Raw genomic sequence first — 25961 nt, forward strand, 5'->3', positions numbered from 1 at the left:
GAGGTCCTCGTGCTCTACCGGTACCTGTTCCACGCCGTCCTGCGGCACACCGACGCCGAATCCGTCCACCGGCTGAGCTTCGGCGCCCTGCGCCGGCTCGGCGCGGTGCCCGGCGCCGCCGGGGCCATGGCCCGCGTCCTGGGCCCGCGCGACCCCGTGCTGTCCGTCACCGCGTTCGGCCGCGAATTCCCCGGGCCCCTCGGGCTCGCGGCGGGGTTCGACAAGAACGCCGAGGGCCCCGACTCCCTCAGCGCGCTGGGCTTCGGCTTCGTCGAGATCGGCACGGTCACCGCGCACCCGCAGCCGGGCAACCCGCGCCCGCGCCTGTTCCGGCTGCCCGCCGACCGCGCCATCGTCAACCGCATGGGGTTCAACAACGAGGGCTCGATCGCCGTCGCCGACCGCCTGCGCCGCCGGCGCGCCCGGTGGGACGCCCGCGCCCGCACCGGGCGCCCCCGCCCGCTCATCGGCGTCAACATCGGCAAGACCAAGGCCGTGCCCGAGGACGGCGCCGTCGCCGACTACGCCGCGAGCGCCCGGCGGCTCGCCGAGTTCGCCGACTACATGGTGGTCAACGTCAGCTCGCCCAACACCCCCGGGCTGCGCGACCTCCAGGCCGTGGAGCGGCTGCGCCCGCTGCTGGCGGCCGTGCGCACGGCGCTCGACGACGCCGGGCACGAGGGCGTGGCGCTGCTCGTGAAGATCGCCCCCGACCTCGTCGACGACGACATCGACGCCGTGGCCGTCCTCGCCCTCGACCTCCGGCTCGACGGCATCATCGCCACCAACACCACCATCGCGCGCGACGGCCTGGCCAGCGGCACCGCCGAGGTCGAGAGCGCCGGTGCCGGCGGGTTGTCGGGGGCGCCGCTCAAGGAGCGCTCGCTCGGCGTCCTGCGGAGGCTGCGCGCCCGGGTCGGCGACCGGCTCGTGCTCGTGGCGGTAGGCGGCATCGAGACCCCAGAGGACGCCTGGGACCGCATCCGCGCCGGCGCGACCCTGGTGCAGGGCTACACGGGGCTGATCTACGGCGGTCCGCTGTGGCCCCGGCGGATCAACACCGGACTCGCGCGGCTCGCGCGCGCGGCGGGCCACGCGTCCATCGCCGACGCCGTGGGCACCGATGCGGCCCGGCCCGGTGCCGACGCGCACGCGGGCGGCACGGTCGCGGTGGGCACGGCCGACTGACGGCGGCGGTCCCGCGACACGGCACATGCCGGAGGGCACCGCCGGTCCGGGCCGCACACACCGCCGTAAGGGCCGCCCGCACGCCCGCCAGCGACCGGACGGGCGTGCGGGCGCGGCCCCAGGATCAGATCCGGGGGTGCGCGGCGCTCGCGGCCAGAGTGACCGGGGCGTCCAGTTCGGCGCCCAGCAGTGGGCCCGCCAGGTGCGAGGAGCGGATGCGCACGCCCGTCACCCGTTCGGCCAGGGCCAGCGCGGCGGCGCCCGGGTCGGGCGCGGGGGTATCCTCCGACAGCCCCACCGAGAGCATCTGGTCGCCGAGGGCATCGGGGCGGGTGCCCCGGCGCAGGCCGGGGGTGCGGGCGTCGAAGAACGTCTGGAGGACGCCGTCGATCACCCAGCGGAACTCGTAGCGGTGCTCCATCAGCACCCGGACCGACACCAGCTCGGTCTCGGCGGACAGCGCACGGTAGGACTCCGGCCGGGTGGCGCGGCAGCCCGTGGGCTCGACGATGACGGCCCACCCGTTCACCGACATGGCGTGGACGGTCAGCGGCGGCCGCCCTTCGCAGCACAGCCCCGCCTCGACGGCCTCGGCGATCGGCAGGCAGCGAAGGCGGCGCTCCTCGACGCCGAGGCGGCCTAGCGCCTCGGCCTTGCTGAGGCCCCGGACATAGGACAGACAGTACGCTTCGGCGAGATCCGGCTGAGTCTCCCGCAACCATGTGTAGTCACGGGCGAACGCGACGGCCATCGGCCCTTCCCCTCCGACTTCCTGGCTCATGCTGTGGTGGGTGTCACCCAGGGGAACGTGCCCGTTGGGACGACGGGTTCCCGGGAGAATCCCCGACCGGCGGGCCACTTCAGGACACCGCCGCGTGGTTGGGGCGCCGTATTCCGGGTACCGCCCGGCCCGGCGGCAGGACGCGCCGGGCGCGGCCGGCGGGACCCGCCGCAGCGGGGTCGGGGGAGCGGAACCGAAGCGTCGTACCCACGGCGAACCACACTACGCTCGGTCCGGGGGTGCACCGGTACCAGGGGCGGCGTCATCTGCGCCACACCCGCCTCACCCCTCGCCGTCGCCCGCGCCGTCGGCCTCGGGAACGGCGTCGAGGTAGGCGTTCCCGGGCTCGGTGTCGCCGAGCAGCTGCGAGGTCGTGACCATGGTGTAGCCCTTCTCGTCCAGCCTCTCCACGATGTCGGGCACGGCGTCGACGGTGGAGTCGTGGATGTCGTGCATCAGGATGATCGCGCCCGGTGCGGCTCCGGAGACCGCGCGGTCGGCCACCTTGTCGGCGTCGCGGTCCTTCCAGTCCCTGGTGTCCACGCTCCACAGGATCTGCGCTGTGCCCAGGTCGCGGGTGACCTCCTCCACCGTGCCGTTGGTGGAGCCGTAGGGCGGGCGCATCAGGTCCATGGTGTAGCCGGTCTCGCGCCGCACGACGTCGGTGACCGGATCGAGCTCCGCGCGGATCCCGCCGGCGCCCAGGCCGGCGAGATCGGGGTGGCCGACGGTGTGGTTGCCGATCTCGTGCCCGTCCGCGAACGCCCGGCGGACGAGGCCGGGGTGCTGCCCGACCGGGCCGCCGGTAACGAAGAAGGTGGCCTTGGCGTCGTGTTCGGCCAGGGCGTCCAGCACCTCTCCCGTGCGCTCGCCGGGCCCGTCGTCGAAGGTCAGCGCCACGCACTTGGAACCGGCCGCGGTGCAGTCCACGTCGTCGCCGGCGGCGCCCGGGGACGTTCCCGGCGCCGGGGGGTAGGGGTCGTCCTTGGGGACGGTCGGCGGCTCGTCCACGGCGAACTCGGGGGTGACGCCCACGGCCGCCTCCTGGGCGCGCTCGCCGAACTCCGACAGCAAGGGGTCGGCGTCGGCGCCGGGCACCACGGCCCGGATCCGCCCGGCGTCGAGCGGGGCGACCTGCCCCTCGTCGAATTCCACGACGAGGTCGCCGTCGGGGTTGAAGCCCATCGAGTCGTAGACCCGGGCGATCGGCTGGATCGCGGAGGTGTCGACGCCGTCGGTGTCCTCCAGGGCGGCGCGCACCAGGGCGTGGAGGTCCGCGAGCTCCGCGTCGCCCGCCAGCAGCTCGGTGGAGGCGGCGGTGTGGCCGTCGGAGGTGTCGTACCAGTAGGTGGAGTAGCCCGTGCGGTCGCCCTCGGAACCCGTCTCCTCCTGCGTGAGCCGCACCGCGATGACGCCGTCGCCCGCGGCGCTGATCTGCCAGTCGATGGAGACGCCCTCGGCGCCCGGGACGGCGCCGGCGAAGTCCGCCGCGTCGCGCTCGGCGATCTGCGCCAGCCGCTCCGCCAGCGGGTCGGCGTTGGGGATCACCGGGTAGGACAGCGTCACCGAAACGCCTCCGCCCTCGTCCTCGGCCCCGTCCTCCTCAAGGCCCGGGATGGTGTCCGGGTCGACGGCGGTCAGCTCGTCGGCGGGGCCGCTCGCCGGTGTGCGGTCGTCCCCGGAGTCCGAGCTCTGCGCCGCGTCGGTGATGGTGCAGGCGGCCACCCCCAGCGCGACCGCCGCCGCGGCAGCCGCGGACATCACCGCCACACGCGGTCTTCGAGCGGCGCCGCCGCGGTCGGCAGGGGGGGAGGGGGTGGGTGCGAGCGGGGGTTCGGGGTCGTTCGTCAAGGAAAGGGTTCTCTCGCGTCTTCGTGTTTCTTGGGGCCCGTTTGTTCCGTTTGTCGGTCCCGAAGGTCCTGCGGGTTCGGAAGATCAGGTATCGGTTTCGTCTCGGTCCGCCGGGACCGGAACTCCGAATGAAAGGGGCGGAGACCCGCGAGCGTAATAAACGGGGCAATGTGCTCACGCCGCGACACGCCGCGCGGCCACCGTGAGCGGGGCACGCGTCCAGGGCGGGGAGGGGAGGGGGCCGTATCCGGCCGCCTCTCCCTATACTGGCAACCGCGATCGGTACGCCCCACGGCCTGGCCGTGGGGGTCGCAAGAGGGAACCCGGTGGGAATCCGGGACTGCCCCGCAGCGGTGAGTGGGAACGAAAGCCGTCAACAGCACTGGGCGCACGCGTGCGCCTGGGAAGCGACGGCCGGTAGGAGGAGCGGCGGAACCCCGCCGCACCGCGCCCGCGAGTCCGAATACCTGCCGATCGCCCGCGGCCGCACCCATGCGGACGCGGTGGTCCGTGCGCCCCGCGGGAGGGCGGTGGAGCCCGCTGCCGCGTGCCCTCCTTCCTCCCCGGAGCCCTGGACCCCAGGCTGATCGACGAGGGAGAGACGAGGCCATGCGAGCACCGCACACGGTCGCCACCCGCGGGGGCGCCCGATGACGACCACCGTTCACGGCTACCCCCGCATCGGCCCCGACCGCGAGCTGAAGAGGGCCTGCGAGGGGTACTGGGCGGGGCGGATCCCCGCCGGAGAACTCGACGCCGTCGCCGCGCGGCTGCGCCGCGGCGTCTGGACGGAACTGAGCGCCGCGGGGATCGACGAGATCCCGTCGAACACGTTCTCCTACTACGACCACATGCTCGACACCGCGGTCCTGTTCGGCGCCGTTCCCGAGCGCTTCGCCGGCGCGGCCGGCGGAGCCGAGGGCCGCGAGGCCGAACTGCGGACCTATTTCGCCATGGCGCGCGGGTCGGGGGACGCCCCGCCCCTGGAGATGACCAAGTGGTTCGACACCAACTACCACTACCTGGTCCCCGAACTGTCGCCGACGACGCGCCCGCGCCTCGCCGGCACCAAGCCGCTATCGGAGTTCACCCAGGCCAAGGGGCTGGGGATACCCACACACCCGGTCCTGGTGGGCCCGCTGACCTTCCTGCTCCTGGCCAAGCCCGCGGCAGGGGCGCCCGAGGGCTGGCGCCCGCTCGACCTGCTGGACGAGCTGATCCCGTGCTACGCGGAGCTGCTGGCCCAGCTGTCGGCGGCCGGAGCGGCTGTGGTGCAGCTCGACGAACCCGTCCTGGCCACCGACGACGGCCGCGCCGAGGTGGCGGCCCTGGAACGCGCCTACAGCGCCCTGGGCGGCCTCGCGGACCGGCCCGAGCTGCTGGTGTCCACCTACTTCGGCGCGATCGGCCCCGGGGCACTGGACGCCCTCAAGCGCACCCCCGTCGAGCGCATCGGACTCGACCTGGTGAGCGGCCCCGAATCCGTCGCCGACATCGCCGCCGTCTCGGGCCTGGGCGACAAGACCCTGGTCGCCGGAGTCGTGGACGGACGCAACGTGTGGCGGTGCGACATCGCCGCCGCCCTGTCCTCGCTCGGCGCCCTGCTGGGCCTGGCCGGGCGGGTGACCGTCAGCACGTCGTGCTCCCTGCTGCACGTGCCCATCGACCTGGCGGGTGAGACCGGCCTCGACCCCGTGCTGCGGGAGCGGCTGGCGTTCGCCCGGCAGAAAGTGGACGAGGTGGTGCTGCTCGGCCGCGCCCTCTCCGGCGGCGGCGACGCCCTGGCCGCCGAACTGGACCGGGCCCGCGCGGCGGCGCCCGCACCCGCGTCCTTCCGCGATCCGCGCGTGCGCGCGCGCCTGGACGCCCTGGGCGACACCCCCGCCCGGGTGGGGCGGGACGCCGGCGACGGACAGGTCCTGCGGACGACCACCATCGGCTCGTTCCCGCAGACCGCCGACGTCCGGCGGGCGCGCGCCGACCACCGTGCGGGCCGGATCACCACCGGGGAGTACGAGCGGCGCATGCGCGCCGAGATCGACCGGGTCATCGCGCTCCAGGAGGACATCGGGCTGGACGTCCTCGTCCACGGCGAGCCCGAGCGCAACGACATGGTGCAGTACTTCGCCGAGCGCCTGAGCGGCTTCGCCACCACCCGCGGCGGGTGGGTGCAGTCCTACGGCTCGCGGTGCGTGCGCCCGCCGATCCTCTACGGCGACGTGTCCCGGCCCGAGCCCTTGACCGTCGATTGGATCACCTACGCGCAGTCGCGCACCGACCGCCCCGTCAAAGGCATGCTCACCGGCCCCGTGACCATGCTCGCGTGGTCCTTCGTCCGCGACGACCAGCCGCTGGGCGACACCGCGCGCCAGGTGGCGCTCGCGCTGCGCGACGAGATCGCCGACCTGGAGCGCGCGGGGATCCGGCACGTCCAGGTCGACGAGGCCGCCCTGCGCGAACTGCTGCCGCTGCGCGGCGACCGGCACGCCGCCTACCTGGACTGGGCGATCGCCGCGTTCCGGCTCGCCACCTCCGGCGCCGCCGCCAGCACGACCGTCCACACCCACATGTGCTACTCGGAGTTCGGCCGGATCGTCGGTGCGATCGAAGCGCTGGGCGCCGACGTCACCAGCGTCGAAGCGGCCCGTTCGCACATGGAGCTGGTCGGCGACCTCGCCGGCGCCGGGTACCGGCGGGGGATCGGGCCGGGCGTCTACGACATCCACTCGCCGCGCGTGCCGTCGGTGGCGGAGATCGAAGCGGCCCTGCGCAGCGCCCTGAGCGCGGTGGAGCCGCACCGGCTGTGGGTGAACCCCGACTGCGGGCTGAAGACCCGCGACTACGCGCAGGCCGAGCCCGCGCTGCGCAACATGGTCGAGGCGGCGCGCCGGGTGCGCGCCGACCTGGCCGGGTGAGCCGGTGGGGCGGGGGCGCACGCCCCCGCCCCACCCGGGAACGCGGAAGGGGGGTGCGGGCCGTGCCCGCACCCCCCCTTTTCGCTCGTCCGGGGGATCAGCCGCCGAGCGGGGCCAGAGCTTCCTGGCCGAGGTCGTTCATCATGCCCTCGACGTCGGAGAACTCCAGCGGGGCGGGGGTGTCCTCGTCCGCCGACAGGCCGGGGGCCAGCGAGTAGCGGATCTCGATGTTGATGTTCTCCTTGCGGATGAGCATCGTGGAGACGGAGTCGTTGGTGTCGAGGATCACCTCGGTGGCGAACACCAGGCGGGCCTCGTCGCCGAGGGCGACCTCCTGGTCCTCGTGCACCTCACGCTCGGTGTAGTCGCCGCTCTCGTCGGTGCTGTAGTCGACGTTCGTCTGGAAGTCCTCCGTGGCGCCTTCGACGGAGTCGGACCCGGCGTAGGGGGTGGCGTAGTCCAGCGTGATCGATCCGTAGGCGTCGCCTTCGCCCTCGACGTACCAGTTGCAGCTGGACGAGCTGTCGGTGAGGCTCTTGCTGCCGTCGTCGAGGCCGTATTCGTCGCGCTTGGCCTCGGAGATCGCGTTGCAGGGGTCCTCGGGCAGGGCGTAGGGCGGGCCGCTCTGGCCTTCGGCCGGGGCGGCGGTCTCCCCTTCCTGGGCCGGCTCCTCCTCGGCGGGTGCTTCGGCCGAGGGCGCCACGGCCTCCGGGGGGCCGCCGTCGCCCGGGGACCGCACCAGCACGACCACCACCGCGATCACCAGGACCACGATGACGGCGGCACCGCCGACGAGGATCCACATGCCGGCGCTGCTCTTCTTGGGCGGGGGGTAGCCGCCTCCGCCGGGGGGGATGCCCGGTCCGGGGCCGTAGGGCGGCTGGCCGCCCCCGGCGAACATCTGCTGGTCCTGCGGCTGCTGGAACTGCGGGGCGCCGGGCCCCGGCTGCTGGCCGGGCCCGTATCCCGGGGGGTAGCCCGGCTGACCGCCGGTGTTGGGGTCACCGCCATAAGGGGCCTGGTAGGGGCCACTCTGGTACTGGCCGGCGCCCCCGTACGGCGGCTGCCCTCCGGAATTGTCGCCATCCGGATACTGCGGTGGCTGCGTGTACGGTCCGTTGTCGCTCATGACTCCCCTGGGCGCCAGCTGCGTGCGTGTCGATCGTGAGACGCGCAGTGGCGCGTTTCTGGTTCCAACTCAATGGCCCCTTGCCGCGGACCGGTATCCGCATGGCCTCGCGCAGCGGAACCGGGGTGTCGGGGCGGCCGCGGGGATTCCGCGGACGGACGACCGATGTCGGTGCTGCGCCCCCGTGTAGGCCACGTCGCCGACGCGCGACGCCGCGACCCCAGGGACCGAGGGTCGGGGATTGAATCTTAACTTCCGAGTGTGTCCTCCCTGCCGCCTGTTCGGGGGGAAACGTCGGTGATCGTCACCATTTCGTGGTGTGAATGTTCCGGCGCGGCCACCGCCACCAGGGCGCGGCCCGGAACGACCGGGCCCGCGGGACCGGCTGCGACGTGCACGGAGAGCGGAGAACACCCCCGGGACAGCGGGGATCGTTGCGCTATCGAAATAGGCGGGGGGAGGGGGTCGGCCGGAACCGGCCGACCCCCTCCCCCTGGAGTTCGTCGAGTGTTTCCCGCTCGGTCTGCGGGGGCGCTTCACGGCGGCGGCCGCCCGCTCAGGAACCGCCCGCTCAGAGCATCGAGATGTGGACGTGGTCGTAGTGGTTCTCGGTGATGCTGCCGCGGTCGGACATCTCGCGCCAGCCGCCGCCGTCGATGTTGTAGATGCGCTGGCTCCAGATGATGTAGTAGATGCCCAGGCGGTCGCCGTTCTCGATGGCCCATTCGGCGATCGCGTCGCCCTGCGCGCGCTGCTCGGCGGTCGGCATCTGCCCGTTGCCGTTGATCATGAAGTCGCACGCCCGGCCCTTGGGGTGTTCGCCCACCACGAACCCTCCGTCGGGGCGGTAGCAGCCGACCCCGCCGTTCTCCTTGTTCTCGCCGAACTCCTCGATGACGAGGTCGCGCATCTGCTCCGTACGCGGGGTGATGTTGTACTCCCCGCCCATCTCCTGGGCGGGGAAGTCGGCGATGCGGCCCTGGACCTCGGCGCGCCGAGAGTCGAGCTCTTCGAGGTCCTCCTTGACGACCTCGACCTTCTCGTCGGCGTTGTCCTGGGCCTTCTCGTCGCGGGCGATGGCGTCTTCGAGCTGGTCGACCTTGTCCTGGTTGGTGGTCGACAGGTGTTCGACCAGCTGCGCCTGGTCGATGATGTCCTGCGGGTCGTCCTCGACGAACAGGGTGAGCGAGGGGTCGATCCCGCCGTTGGTGTAGGAGGCGATCGCCAGCCGGCGCACCTGGTCCTGTGCGTCGTCCACCTCCTCGCGGGTCTTGTCGGCCCGGTCGGCGGCGTTCTGGGCGTCCTCGATCACGGCTTCCATGTCGAACAGCTCGCGCTGGTACTCGTCGCTCAGCCCCTCGGACTGCTCCAGGAGGGTGTCGAGGCTCACCTCGGGCTCCATCGGGGCCGTGGGCCCGGCGGCGGCCCATGCGGTGGAGGAGGGCACGAGTGCCGCGGTGGCCGCCAGCACGATGGCTGCGGCCGCCGCGCCTGTGCGGCGGGCGGCCGGGCCGATGGCCGGCCACTCGCGCGGGCACGGCGGATCGGCCGCCCAGAAGTCGGCGAAATCCGTCTCACCGTTCGGTCGTTGGGGCTCCACCAGGTCGCTCCTCGGCTGGCGCGAGGGGACCCCGCCGTGGCGGGGCACACCTTCGCGACACGTTGTCTGGATGCTCGGCGGCCGTGGCGCGCGGGGGCGCGGCCGGGCTCACGGACGGCGCGGGCCGGCGTCAGGCCGGGCGGGGCGATCGCTGTGGTCCCGTTCGCCGGTCGCCATGCGAAGTGCCATCCGGTGCCCGTCCTAGGTCGCCGTGTCGAGTTTAGGGGGAACACGGGCAACAGGGGTGGATCGGTTCACATCCGACCGCGGAGGGTGATCGCGGGATCGCCCGCCACGCCGCGGCATCGGGGCGGCGCGATGCGGGAAAATGTGGTGTACGTAACGCGCTGTTCTCGCACATCAGCGCTATTTCCATCATTTCGGTATGATTAGGTGGCTTTGTGGACTCTCGTGATCACGGCAACGTCACCGCCGCCCGCTCCGCGATGTGCGGCGGGTTCCGGCGCTGTCCCCAGGGGGACGGCGCGGGCGGCGGCTGTCCCGCGCGCCCCTGATCCGCTTCCCGTCTCCCGGGGCCCGCTCGGCCGCACCTCCGCCAGCGCGTCGCCCCCCGCATCGGAACCTTCCGCTCCGTACGCTCTGCCATGGGCGGCGGCCCGGACCGTTTCCACCCCCGCGCAGTCCGGGGCCTCCGGCGTGTGCGGATTCCACCCTGAGCCGAGCATTGAGGAAGCCAGTGATAGACGCTGTGGGCCTGCGCAAGGTCTACCGGGTGAAACGCCGCGAGGTCCTCGCCCTCGACGGTGTCGACCTCCACGTCCGCCAAGGCGAGATCTTCGGTGTCGTGGGACAGAGCGGCGCCGGCAAGAGCACCCTGCTGCGCTGCGTGAACCTGCTGGAGCGCCCCACCGCCGGCAGCGTGGCCGTTGACGGCGAGGAGCTGACCGCCCTGGGGGGCGCGCGGCTGCGCGCCGCGCGGCGCGGGATCGGCATGGTGCACCAGCACTTCGCGCTGCTGTCGTCGCGCACCGTTGCGGCCAACGTCGCGTTCCCGCTGGAGATCGCCGGGATCGCGCGGGCCGAGCGCCGGCGCCGGGTCGGCGAACTGCTGGACCTGGTCGGGCTGGCCGACAAGGCCGGCGCCTACCCGGCCCAGCTGTCGGGCGGGCAGAAGCAGCGTGTGGGCATCGCGCGCGCACTGGCGTCGCGGCCCAAGGTGCTGCTCAGCGACGAGGCCACCTCGGCGCTGGACCCGGCGACCACCGCCTCCATCCTGGAGCTGCTGCGCGACCTCAACCGAGAGCTGGGCCTGACCATCCTGCTGATCACCCACGAGATGGACGTGATCAAGCGGATCTGCGACTCCGCCGCGATCATGGAGTCCGGCGCCTTCACCGAGTCGGGCCGGGTGCTCGACCTGCTCGCCACCCCCGGGTCGCTGCTGGCGCGCTCGCTGTTCCCGCTGCCCGGTACCGGCCTGCCGGACGACACCGTCGCGCTCACCTACACCCGGGCCTACGACGAACCGCTGATGTCGGAGCTCACGCGCCGCTTCGATGTCGACGTCAACGTGCTCGGCGGGGCGGTGGAAGAGGTCTCCGGGGTGTCCGTGGGCCGGCTCAACGTGCAGATCAGCGGCGCCAACCGGGACGCCGCACTGGACTATCTCAGCGGCAAGGGGCTGCTGGTGGAGGTGGCGGGCCGATGAGCTGGCTGACCGAACTCATCGCGAGGTGGCCCGAGATGGGCCCCGTGCTGTGGATCGGCACCATGGACACCCTCTACATGGTGCTGTGGTCGACGGTCATCAGCTCCCTCGTGGGCCTGCCCCTGGGCGTGCTGCTGGTCACGACCGACCGCGGGGGCCTCACGCCGGCCCCGGCGGTGAAGGCGGTGCTCGGCGCGATCGTCAACGTCGGCCGCTCCCTGCCGTTCATCGTGCTCATGGTGGCCGTGCTGTCGCTGACCCGGCTGCTCATCGGCACCACCCTGGGGCCCACGGCGGCCATCGTGCCGCTGAGCATCGGCGCGATCCCCTTCTTCGCCCGCCTCGTGGAGACCGCGCTCCGCGAGGTCGACCGCGGCGTCATCGAGGCCGCCCACGCCATGGGCGCGCGCAAGATCACCATCGTGGGCAAGGTGCTGCTCCCCGAAGCGCTCCCCGGCCTGATCGCGGGCCTGGTCATGACGGTCGTCGCGCTCATCTCCTACTCCGCCATGGCCGGGGCCATCGGCGGCGGGGGGCTCGGCGACATCGCCATCCGCGAGGGCTACCAGCGCTTCGACGAGTACTACCTGTGGGCGACGGTCGTCCTGCTCGTCATCGTCGTCCAGGCCGCGCAGAGCATCGGCGACCTGCTGATCCGGCGGCTGTCCCACCGCTGATGCGGGCGGTGACCCGCGGGCCGCCCGCCCTCCGCGGGCGCGGCCGCCACAAGCGCGCCGCGCCCGGACCCGACCACCCCGACCACCCGGCCGGCGGAGGCCACACCGAAACGAAGGAGCATACACGTGCGTAAGATCTGGGCCATCATCGGAGCCGCGGCGCTCACCACGGCCGTCGCCGCGTGCGGCAGCCCGAGCGAGCAGGCGCAGGACGACGAGGGCGGCGGCGACCGCACGACCCTGCGCGTGGGCGCGTCGCCGGTGCCCCACGCCGAGATCCTCCAGTTCGTGCAGGACGAGCTGGCCGCCGACGCCGGGCTGAACATCGAGATCGTCGAGTTCACCGACTACAACCAGCCCAACGCCGCGCTCACCGAAGGCGAGATCGACGCCAACTACTTCCAGAACGTGCCGTTCCTGGACGAGTACGCGGCGGCCAACCCCGACGCCGACCTGAGCTGGGTGGCCAACGTCCACCTCGAGGCGTTCGGCCTGTACGCGGAGGACATCGAGGACCTCGCCGACCTGCCCGACGGCGCACAGGTGGGGGTGCCCAACGACCCCGCCAACCTCGACCGCGCGCTCAAGCTGCTGGAGTCCGAGGAGCTCCTCACGCTCGACCCCGAGGCCGGCGACGCCGCCACCGAGAACGACGTCCAGGACAACCCCAAGGACCTGGAGCTGGTCCCGGTGGAGGCGGCGCAGCTGCCCCGATCGCTGGCCGACGTCGATGCCGCGGTGGTCAACGGCAACTACGCCCTGGAGGCGGACCTGCCCGAGACGGCCAACGCGCTGGCGTGGGAGGACACCGAGGACAACCCCTACGGCAACGGCCTGGTAGTGCGCGCCGACGACGCCGGCAGCGAGGACATCGCGACCCTCAACGAGCTGCTGCACAGCGACGAGGTCCGCACGTTCATCGAGGAGCAGTGGCAGGGCGTCGTCATCCCGCTCGACGCCGAGTCCTGATCGCGCCGGTGCCCCGCGCCCCGTACGGGGCCGCGGAGGCCCGGCTGCCCAGCTGTGACGGGGCGCCCGCACGACGGTGCGGGCGCCCCGCCGTGTTCGTGACCCTGTGTGGCGGCGGCCCCGCCGGATAACGGTTGAATCTCGGCAGTAGGCGTGGGGATTGACTGCGTGTCTGTGAGCCAGTTCTCTTGTGGGAGCGCTCCCATGAAGGGTTACGGGGACGCGATCGAGATGCACTTCTCCGAATCTTTAGGGGTCGCATGATGACTAAGCGTGTGCGCGGTGCCCGGGTGGTCGCCGCCGTGCTGGGCGGCGGAGCGCTGCTCTTGAGCACCGCCTGCGGCGGTGGAGGTGGAGAGGGGGCCGACGGCGAGGTCAACCTGGTGATCGACACCTTCGGCGTGCCGGGCTTCGACGAGCTGATCACCCAGTTCGAAGAGGCGAACCCCGGCGTCACGGTGGAGGAGCGCAACATCACCGACCTCGCCGACTACACCCCGCAACTCCAGCAGAACATCGCCGCCGACAGCGGCGCCGGTGATGTGGTCGCCATCGAGGAGGCCAACATCGCCCAGTTCCTCGCCCAGGCCGACCGCTTCGTCGACCTCAACGAGCACGGCGGCGCCGAGATGGAGGGCGACTTCCTGGAGTGGAAGTGGGAGCAGGGGCACAGCCCCGACGGCCGCCTCATCGGCCTCGGCACCGACATCGGCAGCATGGGCGTCTGCTACAACGTCCAGCTGTTCGAGGACGCCGGCCTGCCCACCGACCGCGAGGAGGTCGGCGAGCTGTGGCCCACCTGGGAGGACTTCACCTCCACCGGTGAGGAGTTCATGGCGGCCGACACCGGGGCCAGCTTCGTCTCCACCATCCAGCCCTACTTCCGCGCCGTCACCGCGCAGGCGGGCGGGGAGCCGTTCCAGGACGCCGAAGGCAACCTGGTGGTCGAGGACAACGCCGACACCCGCGCCTCCTACGACACCGTCACCGCCATGGCCGACGCCGGCCTCTCGGCGAACCTGCCGATCTGGTCCGACGAGTGGAACGCGGGAATCCAGAACAACGCCTTCGCGACGCTGCCCTGCCCGGCCTGGATGCTCGGCCACATCGAGAGCACCGCGGGCGAGGCCGGCAACAGCCGCTGGGACGTCGCCGCGGTCCCCGGCGGCGGCGGCAACTGGGGCGGCTCCTTCCTCGCCGTGCCCACGCAGAGCGAGTACCCGGAGGAGGCGGCGGAGCTGGCGAAGTTCCTGACCGGCCCCGAGGGCCAGCTCGGCGCCTGGAACGAGGCCAACATCCTGCCCTCCTCGCCCGAGGCGCTGGAGAGCCCCGACGTCACCGACTTCACCCGGCCCTACTTCAACGACGCCCCCGTCGGTGAGATCTACTCCGCGACGGCCGAGCAGCTGTCCCCCGTCTACTACGGCCCCGACACCCAGGTCATCGACGACGCGTTCCGCGCGGCCCTGGAATCGGTCGAGCAGGGCCAGGCGACGGCGGACGAAGGCTGGGACACCGCGATCGCCGAGGCCGAGCGCGCCGTCGGCGAAGGCTGACCCCGACCCACCCGGCGGCCCGGTCCTTCCCTCCGGCAGCGGACTCCCCACCGCGCCCGGAACCGGGCCGCCACTCCGGGGCGGGCCCGGGAGCGGCCGTGCGGGCGAGTGCCCGGCACGGCCGGCCGGACACGCCCCACGGCCCACCGACGGAAAGGAGCGCGACGTGACCTCGACCCGGCACGGCGCCCCACCGCCCGCGCCGACGAGCGCGGGCACCACCGGGGGACGGCGTCCCCCCGCGGCCCGCCGCGCGCGCGGCGGCAAAGGCGGCGGGATGCTCTCCCGGCTCGACCTCAAAGGGTCCCCGTACCTGTTCATCGCCCCGTTCTTCCTGCTCTTCGGGGTGTTCGGGCTGTTCCCGCTGCTCTACACGGTCTACGTGTCCTTCCACGAGTGGAGCCTGATCGGCGGCAACGAGGGCTTCATCGGGCTGGACAACTACGTCCGCCTGGCCGGCGACGCCAAGTTCTGGATGGCGCTGTACAACACCCTCGGCATCTTCATCGTCGCGGTGGTCCCCCAGCTGCTGCTGGCGCTGGCACTTGCCGACGTCCTCAACCGGCGCATCAAGGGCCAGTCCATGTTCCGCATGGTGCTGATCCTGCCCTACATCACCTCCATCGCGGCACTGGCGATCGTCTTCAGCCAGCTGTTCGGATCGGAGTTCGGCCTCATCAACCAGGCACTGGGCTACCTCGGCATCGACCCGATCAACTGGCGCGGCGACAAGTACTTCTCCTGGGCCGCCATCGCGGTGATGATCGACTGGCGGTGGACCGGCTACAACGCCCTCATCTACCTGGCCGCCATGCAGGCCGTGCCGAAGGACGTCTACGAGGCGGCCGCGCTCGACGGCGCCTCCCGGGTCCGCCAGTTCTTCCAGATCACCATCCCCATGCTGCGGCCGACCATCATCTTCACCGTCATCATCTCCACGATCGGCCAGATGCAGCTGTTCACCGAGCCCGCGATCTTCGACACCGGCGGTGCCATGCAGGGCGGCACCCAGGGCCAGTTCCAGACGGTGATGATGCTCGTCTTCCAGGAGGCGTTCCGCTACGGCAACTACGGCTACGGGTCGGCCATCGCGTGGGTGCTGTTCCTGCTGGTCGTCCTCCTCGGGCTGATCAACGTCGTGCTGACGAGCCGGATCAAGGGGGCATGATGACCGCCACGACCATCTCCCGGCCCGCGGGCGGGCGCTCGCCGCGCACCCCGCGGCCCAGTGGGCGCGTGCGCCGGATGCGGGAGGCCACCCCGCTCACCTACCTCGCGCTGCTGCTCACCGTTCTGACGTCGGTCTTCCCGCTGTGGTGGATGTTCGTCATCGCCACCCGCGACAACGCAGCGGCGTCGCAGTTCCCGCCGGCCATCGTGCCCGGCGGCCAGTTCCTGGCCAACATGGAGCGCCTGTTCGCCAACACCACGGCCAACTTCACCCTCGGCCTGACGAACTCGCTGATCGCCGCGACCACCGTGTCGGTCTCCGTGGTGTTCTTCTGCTCCCTGGCCGGCTTCGCCCTGGCCAAGCTGAAGTTCGCCGGCCGCACCTTCTTCACCGTCGCGGTGGTCATCACCATGGCCGTGCCGGTCCAGGTCGGGGTCATCCCGCTGCTGATCATGATGGACTGGCTGGGCTGGCGCGGCGACCTCCAGGCCGTCATCGTCCCGTTCCTGGTCAGCGGGTTCGGCGTGTTCATGATGCGCCAGTACGTGCAGCAGACCGTGCCCGACGAGCTGATCGAGGCCGCGCGGATCGACGGCTGCTCCACCTTCCGGATCTACTGGAGCGTCGTGCTGCCCGCTCTGCGCCCGGCGATGGTCGTGCTGGGGCTGCTCACCTTCATGCAGGTCTGGAACGAGTTCATCTGGGCGCTGGCGGTCCTCAACCCGGACAACCCCACCGTCCAGTTCTCGATCAACCAGCTCAACGAGTCGGCGTACTCCCGCGACTTCGCCCTGATGTTCACCGGTGCGACGTTCGCCACCCTGCCCCTGCTGATCATTTTCGTCGTGCTCGGCCGGCAGCTCGTCGGCCGCATCATGGAAGGAGCGATCAAAGCGTGACTCGACTCCCGACGTCCCCCGTCGTCCAGCAGGTCCCGGCCCCCGGGGCCGCCCCCGCGGTGCGGTTCCCGGCCGGCTTCCTCTGGGGCGCCTCGACCTCGGCCTTCCAGGTCGAGGGCAGCACCACCGCCGACGGCCGCGGGCGCAGCATCTGGGACACCTTCGCCGAGACCCCGGGCAACGTCCTCGACGGCGACACCGGCGAACCCGGCGGCGACCACTACAACCGCTATCCCGAGGACGTCGCGATCATGCGCGAACTCGGGCTCGGCGCCTACCGGTTCTCCATCGCCTGGCCCCGCGTCCTGCCCGAGGGCGGCGGCCAGGTCAACCAGGCCGGGCTGGACTTCTACGACCGGCTGGTCGACGCCCTGCTGGAGGCGGGCATCGACCCCTGGCCCACCCTCTACCACTGGGACCTGCCCCAGGCGCTGGAGGACGCCGGGGGCTGGCCGGCCCGCGACACCGCCTACCGCTTCGCCGACTTCGCCGAGGTCATGCGCGACGCGCTGGGGGACCGGGTCTCCACCTGGACCACGGTGAACGAGCCGTGGTGCGCCGCGTTCCTCGGCTACGCCGACGGCGCCCACGCGCCGGGCCGCCGCGAACCCGCCGCGGCCCTCGCGGCGGCGCACCACCTGATGCTGGGGCACGGCCTGGCCGCGGCGGCGCTGCGCGAGGGGCAGGGCGGGACCGGCCAGGCGCGCCGGGTCGGCCTCGTGCTCAACCCCACCACCCTGCGGCCCAACTCCACCGACCCCGCGGACATCACCGCGGTGCGGCGGGCCGACGGCGTGCGCAACCGGATCTTCCACGGTCCGCTGTTCCAGGGGGCCTACCCCCAGGACGTCCTGGACGACCTCGCCCCGGTGAGCGACTTCGCCTTCGTCAAGGACGGCGACCTGTCCATCATCTCCGCCCCGTTGGACCTCGTGGGGGTCAACTTCTACACCCCCCACTGGATCGCCGCCTCCGACCGCGGCATCGACCCGGCCGACATCGCCAGCGGCGGCGACAGCAGCGCCTACGTCGGGTGCGAGGACCTCACCTTCGTGTGGCACGGGCTGCCGCGCACCGGGATCGGCTGGGAGGTCGACCCCTCCGGCCTCTACGACGTGCTCACCCGGCTCGCGGGCGACGCCCAGGGCGTGCCCATCTACATCATCGAGAACGGTGCGGCCTACCCCGACCAGGTGGACGAGGACGACGCCGTCCACGACCCCGACCGCGTCGCCTACCTGGACGGCCACCTGCGGGCCGTGCGCGAGGCGATGAAGGCCGGTGCGCCGCTGGCGGGGTATTTCGCCTGGTCACTGCTTGACAACTTCGAATGGGCCTGGGGATACAGCCAGCGCTTCGGGCTGGTCCACGTCGACTACGAGACCCAGCGCCGCCGGATCAAGGACAGCGGACGGTGGTATGCGCAGGTCGCGCGGTCCGGAGAGCTGCCCGGATAGCGGTGTAATGGTGGAAGGGGGCGCGCGAGGGGACCGCGCCCGACGCGGCACGGGGGACTCGGAGGGTGCGTCATGAACGGTGGCCGACGGCCGACGCTGGAGATGGTGGCCGCGCGCGCGGGGGTCGGGCGCGGCACCGTCTCACGCGTCATCAACGGGTCCGACCAGGTCAGCCCGGCGACGCGCGAGGCGGTGCGCGCCGCGATCGCCGAGCTGGGCTATGTGCCCAACCACGCCGCCCGGACCCTGGTCACCCGGCGCACCGACACCGTCGCCCTCGTCGTCTCCGAGCCCGACGAGCGGCTGTTCGCCCAGCCCTTCTTCGCCGACGTGGTCCGCGGGGTCAGCGCGGTGCTCAACGAGCGTGAGCTTCAACTCATGCTCACCACCGCGCGCTCCGCGGACGAACACGACCGGCTGGGCGACTACCTCACCGGCCACCACGTCGACGGCGTGCTGCTGGTGTCGCTGCACCGCCACGACCCGCTGCCCGACCGGCTGGCCGAGGCGGGGGTGCCCCTCGTCATCGGCGGCCGGCCGCAGTGGCAGACCCGCCACCCCATCCACTACGTCGACATCGACAACGTCGGCGGCGCGCGGATGGCCACCGAGCGGCTGATCCGGACCGGGCGCGAGCGCATCGCCACCGTCGCCGGGCCGCAGGACATGGGCGCGGGGGAGGACCGGCTGGTCGGCTACCGGTCGGCACTGGCCGACGCCGGCCGCCCCGCCCCCGGGGAGCTGACCGCCTTCGGCGACTTCAGTTTCGAGAGCGGCGAGGCGGCCATGCGCCGGCTGCTGGAGACGACGCCCGGCCTCGACGGCGTCTTCGCCGCTTCCGACCCCATGGCGCTGGGGGCCATGCGGGTGCTGCGCGCATCGGGCCGCCGCGTCCCCGAGGACGTGGCGGTCATCGGCTACGACGACTCCAGCTTCGCCCTGCACAACGACCCCCCTCTGACCACCGTGCACCAGCCCACCACCCGCATGGGCGGGGAGATGGCGCGGCTGCTGGCCGACAGCGTCATCCCCGGCGCCAGCGCCTCCCACCGGCTCATCCTCGACCCCCACCTGGTGGTGCGCGAGACGGCGTGACGCGGGCCCCGGGACCGGCGGCGAACCCTGGACGCCCGGTGACCGACTGTGCGACGCTGTGCACGCTTTCGCGGTGCGATGGTGAGGGGCCGCCGCCCGGGCGCCGTCCCCCGCTCCTGGAGGGGACCGATGGACACGCGACCACGCGAGTGCTGTGCGCTCACCGACTGCCCGTGGTGCAGCCGGGACGACCTGGCGTGCCATTACTGCTCGGGATCGGGCCGCTGGCGGCCGGAGATGCCCGTCCAGGACGGCGACGGCATGATCTCCTGGAAGCGCGTCGAGGAGGAGTGCCGGATGTGCACCGGGACGGGGAAGGCGCACCACCACGTCGCCGCCGGCTGAGCGGCCGCTCGCGGCGGCGGGCCGCGGCCAGCCCGCGGTCAGCCCGCGTCGGTCGCCAGGGGGCAGCGCAGGTCCTCCCAGCCGTTGGGGGAGCAGCACACGGCCACGATGAAGGCCCGCCCGCCGTCGCGCAGCCGGTAGCCCCACGACACGTCGCGGCCGGCCGACAGATCGCGCTCCGCGGCGCCGTGGCGGCCCGCGGTCGCGGCCCAGAACGGAGCGGGATCCTCCAGCGCGGCCTCGATCCCGGCGTATCGCTCCGCCATCCAGCCGACGGCGTCGGCGGCCGCGTCCCACGTCCCCTGGACCGCGTGCGCCGGGCGCCGCAGCCACCAGCAGATCTTGATCGGCGGGACCTCCGACGACCGGAAGCCGGGGCTGTCGATATGGCCCGCCGCCCGGTGCCGGGCGCGCTCCTCGTCCGATCCGCGCCACTCATATCCGTGGTAGTGCATGGGGCAACGCTCCCACGTTCCGGGCCGCCCGCGCGGGCACACCCCGGGATCGGTCCGCGCGGTCCCCGAGCGCCGCCCGCACCGCAACGGGCGCCGTCCTCATAGGCTCCCGGCCCGGGATACCGTGCACTAGGGCGGTGGCGGCCGGACGGCCGGATACAGCCGGCCGGGGGAGGGGATGCGTCATGCGCTGGGTCACCTATCTGTCGCCGAGCGGGGGCGGCGAGCGGGCAGGGGTCATCGACGACGGCTGCGTGTTCGGCTACCCGGGCGGGCAGAGCCTCCCCGAGCTGCTGGCCGGGAACGGCGATGCGCTCGGCGACGCCTTCCAGCGCGCGCTGGCCGCTCCGGTGGAGATCATCGTGGAGTTCGAGACCCGGCTGTGCGCCCCGGTGCGCCCCGCCGCGCCGGTCCCCGCCTTCACCGGCGGGGGCTGGACGACCCTCGACCCCGCCCTGGTCCGCGGCACCGACGACGGGGCCGGCCTGCCGCCCGGTGCCGAGGCGGTGTCGGCCGCGGTGGGCGCGGTCGCGCTCTTCGGCGCCGGGGGCCGCCACGTGGGCTACGCCCCCGCCTGCCTGTGGCGTACCCCCGGGCGGGTGCCGGTGTCGCTCACCCTGGGCCCGGCGGTCGTCACCGGTGACGAGTTCGACGGCTCGGACCTGAGCGTGGCCGCCTCGGTGGACGACACCGAGCTGGCCCGCGCCGAGATCGGCGGCGGCCTGGGCTGGGTGCCGGCCGGGCACGGCGGCATGGCGGCGTACCTGCCGGCCGAGACCCGCCTCCTGGAGCCGGGCGAGGAGCTGTTCGTCGACGGCGGCGCCCTGGGCGACTTCGAGATCCGGGTGGGCTCCGGGGTGTAGGGGGCCCGCCGCCGGGCGCGGCGCCTCCGCGGGCGCACCGCCGGCCGCCCGGGTCAGCCGGTGTACTCCCAGTGCCAGGGCTCGAACCCGTTCTGGGCCCAGGCGGGGTTGTGCCAGTCGTGGCGCGGCCCGTGGGCCATCATCCACACGTACTCCGCTGAGCCGTGGACGTTCACGCCGCCGCACAGGTCCACGGCGATGCCCAGGCCGTGCGTGCTGGTGCCGGGACTCGCGGCCATCCCGGCCGCCATCTCGCGGAACAGCCGCACCTGCTCGTGCAGCGGCCGGTAGGAGTCGGCCACGCACATCGGGCGGCCGAAGCGTGAGCGGAAGGCGCCGTCCAGTTCGATGAACGCCGCTGCGGCGTCGGCGCGGAGCCGCTCGCCGGTCTGCGGCAGCGGGCACAGCGCCGAATCGGGGATGCGCCCGTTGGCGTAGCCCGCGGTGCGCACCGATGTGCAGCCGGGCGCCCGGCCGACGGCCGTCGCCGTGGCGGGGGGCGGCGGGTCCTCGCCGCGGCTTTCATCGCGGTCGTCGTCGCGGGCCGCGGCCGCGGCCCGGTCGAGGGCCTGCTCGCGCCGGCGCTCCAAGGAGTCGGTGCGGTCGTGCGCCGCCGCGAGGGCGAGTTCCAGTTCGGTCTGCTCGGCGAGGATGTCCGCGACCGCCCCCTCCTGCTCGGCAACGGCGTCCAGGGCCTTGTGCTTGGCGGCTTCGGCGTCGCCGGCCGCGGCGCGGCTCGCCGCGGCGGATTCCGCCGCGCGCCGCGCCAGGGTCCCGGTGGCGGTGCCGGCGGCATCGGCGCGGTCGAGGACCTGGCCGCGGTGGCCGCTGAGCAGCCGGAGATAAGAAGCGCGGTCGACGACCTCCTGGGGGCCGCGGGCCGCGGTCCAGGCGACGGCGGGGGAGAGGTCGGCCCCCGTGTAGGCGGCGACGGCGTAGGCGACGGCATCGCGGCGGGCACCGTCGCCGGCCGTGGCGGCGCCATCGGCGGCGCGCCGGGCCGAGCGCGCGCGCCGCTCGGCGTCGTCGCGGCGCTCGACGGCGTCGCCGTAGGCGAGGATCGCGCGGTCGGCCTCCGCGTGCAGGCCGTCGAGCTCGGCCCGGACGCCGGCCAGCCGGGCGGTCAGCTCGCCCACGGTGTCGGCGCGCTCCTGTTCGGCGGCGCGGGCGCGTTCGATGTCGTCGGCGCCGGGCGGATCGGCGGGGGTGTCCGGCCGGCCGGCGGCGACCAGCCCGGCCAGGAGGACGGCGGCGAGGGCGGCGCGGAGCGCGGCCGTGCCGGGGCCCGGCCGGACCGCACCGCCTCGGCTGCCTATCACCGGTGTCCCCCTCGTGCCCTTACGCCACGTCCGTCGCTACGTGTCACGTTGACACAGCGTTGTCGTGACATCACCTTTCGTCACCGGTGTGTTCAAAAAGTTATCAATGTGATGGGTGAGGAGAGTGAGGAGGCCCCGTTCCTGCCCTGATCAACGCGTCATGGGCGGAAACGTGCGGTTACGGGAGCCTGGGTTGCGAAGATCTTCCGGATTGAGTGCCGTCGGAGTCTCGGATACCTCTGTGCTAATTGGTACGCTATCCACCTCACGTGCACCATTCATGGTTTATGGTGCTCGACGCCTCTCCCCCTCTTGAGGCGCGCCCGGCGCGGACGATCCCCACCCCATCCGTCGCCGATCGCCGTGCACGGCCACGCCGAACGGCCGGCCCCGGAGTCACCACGGATCCGCCTGGCAGCCTGCGGCAACTCATGGGGGGCCAACGTCCATCACCCGAGGCGGTGACACGAAAGGTTGCGAGGGTCCGTGTCGACACGAGCGACAGAAGATGGTGCAGACTCCCGTCATGAGGAGCCGCCTGCCGGGCGATCCGGAACCTCTACGCGCAAAGTGCGCTGGTGGGCGCCGCGCGACTGGCGCGTGCGCTCCCGTCTCGTCGCTCTCATCGTCATCCCGACGGTCGTGGCCCTGGCCCTGGCCGGGCTGAGGGTCTATGAAGGCGTCGTCAACACGCTCACCCACGAGCGCATCGAGAACACGGCGGCCCTCCACGAGGCGGTCGTGGAGCTGGCCAACCAGCTCGGCCGCGAGCGGCTCGCCAGCGCGGCCTACATCGCCGACAACCCGAACTACGCGCTCCGCTCGGACGGGCTCCGGGGCGCGCTGGAGGACGAGGTCGAGCTGAGCCTCCAGGCCCAGCAGAGGGTCGACCAGGCGGTGCTCGCCCTGGGCGACCCCGGCACCGAGCTCGCCTCGGACCGGCTGTCGTCCATGGTGACCGCCATCGAGGGGCTCGACTCCATCCGCGACGAGGTCCAGAGCACCCGCGTCACCGTCCTGCCGACCGTCGCGAAGTACCGGCAGGTCATCACCTCGATGAGCGACTTCAGCCAGACCATCGCGGAGTCCACCGAGGACACCGAGCTCCGCGAGAGCGTCCGCACCACGACCGCTCTGGGCCGGGCGCGCGAGCAGCTGTCCTACGAGGCCGCGCTGATGCTGCACTCCCTGGTGCGCGGCACGATGTCGGGCGGTGTGCAGGAAGCCGTCGACGGCGCCCGCGCGCGCTATGACAACGAGATCCAGAACTTCAGCAACAGCGCCACCCCCGAACAGCGCCAGGTCTTCGACACCACGTTCACCGGCGTCGAGGTGAGCCAGATGGCCACCACCCGGCTGCGGGTCATGATGCGCGCCGAGACCGACCAGCGGCTCACCGGGATCAGCGACGACGACAACGCGCAGTCCTACCTGGGGGTGGCCACCACCTCGCTGGAGCGCATGGAAGAGGTCGAGGACTCCCTGGCCGGCTCCGTGCGGGGCCAGGCGTCCGACCTCCAGGGGGCCGCGCTGATGCGGTCGCTGCTGGACTCCCTGATCGTCATCTCCGTGATCATCGCGGTCGGCATCATCACCTCCCTGGTGGTGCGGTCGCTGGTCCGCCCGCTGCGGGCGCTGCGCGAGGGCGCCCTGCGGATCGCCGAGGAGGACCTGCCCGGCGCCATCAGCCGGATGCAGGAGCTGAACACGGCCCCGGACGAGGTCGAGGTCAAGCCCATCGCCGTGTCCTCGCACGACGAGATCGGCGAGGTCGCGCGCTCCTTCGACGAAGTCCACCGGGTGGCGCTGCGCCTGGCCTCCGACGAAGCCGCCCTCCGCAGCAACGTCAACGCGATGTTCGTCAACCTCTCCCGCCGCAGCCAGACCCTGGTCGAGCGCCAGCTCCGGCTGATCGACGGCCTGGAGCAGAGCGAGCAGGACTCCGACCGGCTGTCCGACCTCTTCTCGCTCGACCACCTGGCCACCCGCATGCGCCGCAACAACGAGAACCTCCTCGTTCTCTCGGGCCAGGACAACACCCGCAAGTGGGCGCAGCCCGTCCCGCTGGTCGACGTGCTGCGCGGCGCCATCTCCGAGGTCGAGCAGTACGACCGCGTCAACGTCCGCGCCCCCTCCCACATCTCGGTGCTGGGCCGGCCGGTCAACGACGTCATCCACCTGGTCGCCGAGCTGGTCGAGAACGCCACCTCCTTCTCCTCGCAGGACACCCAGGTCTCGGTGACCGCCCAGGTCCTCGACGGCGGCGGCGTCCTGGTCGAGGTCACAGACAGCGGCATCGGCATGGCCCCCGATGAGATCGTCTCGACCAACACCCGCCTGGCCGAGCCGCCCGTCATCGACGTCGGCGTCTCCCGGCGCATGGGCCTGTTCGTGGTCAGCCGCCTGGCCGCCCGCCACGGCATCCAGGTGCGGCTGTCGGAGGCCCACAACGGCGGCATCATCGCGGCCGCGGTCTTCCCGCCCGACCTGCTGATCACCCCGGTGGAGCAGCCCGCGCCGCTCTCGCCGGGCTCGGCCCCCGGAACCCCCGACACCTACGCCGACGCCGCCGCGGCCTTCGCCGCCAGCCCCGCGCCGCCGGAGCCCGACGACATGTGGTCGACGTCGCGCGGCAACGGCGCCGGCGACCTGCCCAAGCGCAGCCCCGGCGTCGCCCCGCGGCCCGGCGACGACTCCGGGCCCGCGGGCGGCGGCCGCCGCGAGGAGCACCCGCCCAGCGGCGAGGACCTGTGGCGCACCGGCTGGAACGCGCCCTCCGCGCCCCCGGCCCCGGAACCCCCGCCCGCACCCGAGCCCCTGCGCAGCGAGCCCCCGCTCCCCGAGCGGACCCGCGCCCAGGAGCCCCGGGTCGAGCCCGTGGAGCCCGTGCAGCCCTACTCCTCCTACGGCGCCGGCCCCGCCTCGCGCGGACGCGACGCCCTGGACCCGCCCGGTGCGGGGGAGCGGCCGGCGGAGCGCCTCCCGGCCGAGGAGACACGCTCCTGGCACGCCGAGCCGGAGTCCGCGGGCGGCGTCTGGGCGGCGGCACGCGACCGGTCGGCCGCGGACCGCTCCGGCCCCCGGCCGGGCGACCCCGAGGCCCGCGAGGGCTACGGATCCACCGCCTACCTGTCCCGGCGCTACGGCGGGGGCGCGGCGGGCCGCGACACGGTCGTGCCGCCCTCCCCCGAGCACGCCGCCGAGGCGCTGCCGATCTTCGACGCCATCGAGTCCAACTGGTTCCGCCGGCGCACCGGCGGGCCCGTCTCCGAGCCCGAGACCGGTCCGATCCCGCGCGTCAACGGCGCCGGTGCCAACGGCGGCGGCCCGGGCGGCCGGACCGCGGCGGCCACGGGCGCCGCGTCCGCCCCGGACGCCGCGGCCGACACCGCCACCCCGCCGGCCGGAATGGGGGGCGCCCGCGACCGCACAGCGGGCGTCTACCGCAGGCCCCGCCCGCACTCGCGCCCCGCACCCACACCTCCGGCTCCGCCCGCGGCTCCGCCCGCGGCTCCGCCCGCGGCGGGTGCGGAGCAGGTGCCGCTGCGCCCGAGCAGCGCTCCCGAGCAGCCGAGGACCGAGGACGAGTGGCACTCCGACGCCGACCGCGGCTGGAAGGCCGCGCGCAGCGCCTCGGAGCCCATCGCCGGCGGCCTGACGAGTTCGGGGTTGCCAAAACGCGTTCCTAAGGCAAACCTTGTCCCCGGTACGGCTCCCCAGCCGGAGAACGTCAAGCAGATTCCGGCGCGTTCCGCGGATCGCGTGCGTAATCGCTTCTCGGGCTTCCAGAAGGGGATCCGCGAAGGGCGCAACCGAACCGGCGATCAGCCCTCCGAGGAGAACTAGTGTTCAGCGCGGGTACGTCCGGGCACGGCCCGGCACCCCGCGGCGCGGCCCGAGGGCCGTGCCGCGGGGGCAGCCGGAGATCACGGATGAGGCATGAATTAGCATCATCTGCACTTCTCGCGACATTCAACCCCATAAGGTCACTACAGAAGAACACTCGGCTGGCGGCCCCCTGC

19 protein-coding genes and 1 riboswitch are annotated in these 25961 nt (G+C 73.0%); of the genes, 13 read left to right on the forward strand and 6 right to left on the reverse strand.

Annotated elements, in window-relative coordinates:
- Positions 1-9: 9 nt before the first annotated feature.
- On the forward strand, positions 10-1188 hold the full coding sequence (locus ACFO4E_RS11940; RefSeq protein ID WP_378573896.1) for a quinone-dependent dihydroorotate dehydrogenase: 1179 nt from the start codon (positions 10-12) through the stop codon (positions 1186-1188).
- A gap of 124 nt (positions 1189-1312) precedes the next feature.
- On the opposite strand, the gene ACFO4E_RS11945 is transcribed toward ACFO4E_RS11940, so the two are convergent.
- Complete coding sequence (locus ACFO4E_RS11945; RefSeq protein WP_378573897.1) at positions 1313-1969, reverse strand: DUF6461 domain-containing protein; 657 nt, start codon at positions 1967-1969, stop codon at positions 1313-1315.
- A 282-nt stretch (positions 1970-2251) separates the two neighbouring features.
- Positions 2252-3730: a polysaccharide deacetylase family protein gene (locus tag ACFO4E_RS11950; protein WP_378573899.1), complete on the reverse strand. Its 1479-nt coding sequence runs from the start codon at positions 3728-3730 to the stop codon at positions 2252-2254.
- A 353-nt stretch (positions 3731-4083) separates the two neighbouring features.
- Positions 4084-4309: riboswitch (cobalamin riboswitch) on the forward strand.
- Positions 4310-4470: 161 nt separating this feature from the next.
- Here ACFO4E_RS11950 and metE point away from each other — a divergent pair.
- The gene (metE, locus tag ACFO4E_RS11955) at positions 4471-6735 is read left to right on the forward strand and encodes a 5-methyltetrahydropteroyltriglutamate--homocysteine S-methyltransferase (RefSeq protein WP_378573901.1); all 2265 of its coding nucleotides are present in this window, start codon (positions 4471-4473) and stop codon (positions 6733-6735) included.
- A gap of 97 nt (positions 6736-6832) precedes the next feature.
- On the opposite strand, the gene ACFO4E_RS11960 is transcribed toward metE, so the two are convergent.
- Positions 6833-7864: a DUF3558 domain-containing protein gene (locus tag ACFO4E_RS11960; RefSeq protein WP_378573903.1), complete on the reverse strand. Its 1032-nt coding sequence runs from the start codon at positions 7862-7864 to the stop codon at positions 6833-6835.
- 571 nt (positions 7865-8435) lie between these two features.
- Positions 8436-9464 carry a coiled-coil domain-containing protein gene (locus ACFO4E_RS11965; protein WP_378573905.1) on the reverse strand — a complete coding sequence of 343 codons (1029 nt, stop codon included), beginning with the start codon at positions 9462-9464 and terminating at the stop codon, positions 8436-8438.
- 709 nt (positions 9465-10173) lie between these two features.
- Between ACFO4E_RS11965 and ACFO4E_RS11970 the strand changes: the two genes are divergently transcribed.
- The 9 genes from ACFO4E_RS11970 to ACFO4E_RS12010 all read left to right on the forward strand — a co-directional run bounded on the left by ACFO4E_RS11970 (position 10174) and on the right by ACFO4E_RS12010 (position 19302).
- Entirely contained in the window at positions 10174-11133 is a 960-nt protein-coding gene (locus tag ACFO4E_RS11970; RefSeq protein WP_378574022.1) for a methionine ABC transporter ATP-binding protein, read from the forward strand.
- The gene (locus ACFO4E_RS11975; protein WP_378573907.1) at positions 11130-11810 is read left to right on the forward strand and encodes a methionine ABC transporter permease; all 681 of its coding nucleotides are present in this window, start codon (positions 11130-11132) and stop codon (positions 11808-11810) included. The genes ACFO4E_RS11970 and ACFO4E_RS11975 overlap by 4 nt, the downstream gene beginning before the upstream one ends.
- A gap of 126 nt (positions 11811-11936) precedes the next feature.
- Entirely contained in the window at positions 11937-12779 is an 843-nt protein-coding gene (locus ACFO4E_RS11980; protein WP_378573910.1) for a MetQ/NlpA family ABC transporter substrate-binding protein, read from the forward strand.
- 260 nt (positions 12780-13039) lie between these two features.
- Positions 13040-14335, forward strand: a complete 1296-nt coding sequence (locus tag ACFO4E_RS11985; protein ID WP_378573912.1) for an extracellular solute-binding protein — start codon at positions 13040-13042, stop codon at positions 14333-14335.
- Between the two features lie 277 nt (positions 14336-14612).
- Positions 14613-15503: a carbohydrate ABC transporter permease gene (locus tag ACFO4E_RS11990; protein ID WP_378574024.1), complete on the forward strand. Its 891-nt coding sequence runs from the start codon at positions 14613-14615 to the stop codon at positions 15501-15503.
- Entirely contained in the window at positions 15500-16405 is a 906-nt protein-coding gene (locus tag ACFO4E_RS11995) for a carbohydrate ABC transporter permease (RefSeq protein WP_378573913.1), read from the forward strand. The genes ACFO4E_RS11990 and ACFO4E_RS11995 overlap by 4 nt, the downstream gene beginning before the upstream one ends.
- A 59-nt stretch (positions 16406-16464) precedes the next feature.
- Positions 16465-17862 (forward strand): GH1 family beta-glucosidase, encoded by a 1398-nt coding sequence (locus tag ACFO4E_RS12000; RefSeq protein WP_378574025.1) that lies wholly within the window; start codon positions 16465-16467, stop codon positions 17860-17862.
- Positions 17863-17934: 72 nt separating this feature from the next.
- Entirely contained in the window at positions 17935-18957 is a 1023-nt protein-coding gene (locus tag ACFO4E_RS12005; protein ID WP_378573915.1) for a LacI family DNA-binding transcriptional regulator, read from the forward strand.
- 129 nt (positions 18958-19086) lie between these two features.
- Positions 19087-19302: a hypothetical protein gene (locus tag ACFO4E_RS12010; protein ID WP_378573917.1), complete on the forward strand. Its 216-nt coding sequence runs from the start codon at positions 19087-19089 to the stop codon at positions 19300-19302.
- 38 nt (positions 19303-19340) lie between these two features.
- On the opposite strand, the gene ACFO4E_RS12015 is transcribed toward ACFO4E_RS12010, so the two are convergent.
- Positions 19341-19757 (reverse strand): hypothetical protein, encoded by a 417-nt coding sequence (locus tag ACFO4E_RS12015; RefSeq protein WP_378573919.1) that lies wholly within the window; start codon positions 19755-19757, stop codon positions 19341-19343.
- Between the two features lie 185 nt (positions 19758-19942).
- Between ACFO4E_RS12015 and ACFO4E_RS12020 the strand changes: the two genes are divergently transcribed.
- Positions 19943-20620 (forward strand): hypothetical protein, encoded by a 678-nt coding sequence (locus ACFO4E_RS12020; RefSeq protein WP_378573920.1) that lies wholly within the window; start codon positions 19943-19945, stop codon positions 20618-20620.
- A gap of 53 nt (positions 20621-20673) precedes the next feature.
- Here ACFO4E_RS12020 and ACFO4E_RS12025 read toward each other — a convergent pair whose 3' ends face one another.
- On the reverse strand, positions 20674-21939 hold the full coding sequence (locus tag ACFO4E_RS12025) for a D-alanyl-D-alanine carboxypeptidase family protein (protein WP_378573922.1): 1266 nt from the start codon (positions 21937-21939) through the stop codon (positions 20674-20676).
- A 570-nt stretch (positions 21940-22509) separates the two neighbouring features.
- Here ACFO4E_RS12025 and ACFO4E_RS12030 point away from each other — a divergent pair.
- Positions 22510-25785: a sensor histidine kinase gene (locus tag ACFO4E_RS12030; protein ID WP_378573924.1), complete on the forward strand. Its 3276-nt coding sequence runs from the start codon at positions 22510-22512 to the stop codon at positions 25783-25785.
- Positions 25786-25961 lie beyond the last annotated feature (176 nt).

The organism is Nocardiopsis mangrovi (genome assembly GCF_042653925.1).
Lineage (GTDB): Bacteria > Actinomycetota > Actinomycetes > Streptosporangiales > Streptosporangiaceae > Nocardiopsis_B > Nocardiopsis_B mangrovi.

Excerpts from the sequence above, each read along its gene's own strand:
- ACFO4E_RS11945 (WP_378573897.1), bottom strand. The coding sequence starts at position 1,969 with ATGAGCCAGGAAGTCGGAGGGGAAGGGCCGATGGCCGTCGCGTTCGCC.
- ACFO4E_RS11950 (WP_378573899.1), bottom strand. The coding sequence starts at position 3,730 with ATGTCCGCGGCTGCCGCGGCGGCGGTCGCGCTGGGGGTGGCCGCCTGC.
- metE (WP_378573901.1), top strand. The coding sequence starts at position 4,471 with ATGACGACCACCGTTCACGGCTACCCCCGCATCGGCCCCGACCGCGAG.
- ACFO4E_RS11960 (WP_378573903.1), bottom strand. The coding sequence starts at position 7,864 with ATGAGCGACAACGGACCGTACACGCAGCCACCGCAGTATCCGGATGGC.
- ACFO4E_RS11975 (WP_378573907.1), top strand. The coding sequence starts at position 11,130 with ATGAGCTGGCTGACCGAACTCATCGCGAGGTGGCCCGAGATGGGCCCC.
- ACFO4E_RS11985 (WP_378573912.1), top strand. The coding sequence starts at position 13,040 with ATGATGACTAAGCGTGTGCGCGGTGCCCGGGTGGTCGCCGCCGTGCTG.
- ACFO4E_RS11990 (WP_378574024.1), top strand. The coding sequence starts at position 14,613 with ATGCTCTCCCGGCTCGACCTCAAAGGGTCCCCGTACCTGTTCATCGCC.
- ACFO4E_RS11995 (WP_378573913.1), top strand. The coding sequence starts at position 15,500 with ATGATGACCGCCACGACCATCTCCCGGCCCGCGGGCGGGCGCTCGCCG.
- ACFO4E_RS12005 (WP_378573915.1), top strand. The coding sequence starts at position 17,935 with ATGAACGGTGGCCGACGGCCGACGCTGGAGATGGTGGCCGCGCGCGCG.
- ACFO4E_RS12010 (WP_378573917.1), top strand. The coding sequence starts at position 19,087 with ATGGACACGCGACCACGCGAGTGCTGTGCGCTCACCGACTGCCCGTGG.
- ACFO4E_RS12015 (WP_378573919.1), bottom strand. The coding sequence starts at position 19,757 with ATGCACTACCACGGATATGAGTGGCGCGGATCGGACGAGGAGCGCGCC.
- ACFO4E_RS12020 (WP_378573920.1), top strand. The coding sequence starts at position 19,943 with ATGCGCTGGGTCACCTATCTGTCGCCGAGCGGGGGCGGCGAGCGGGCA.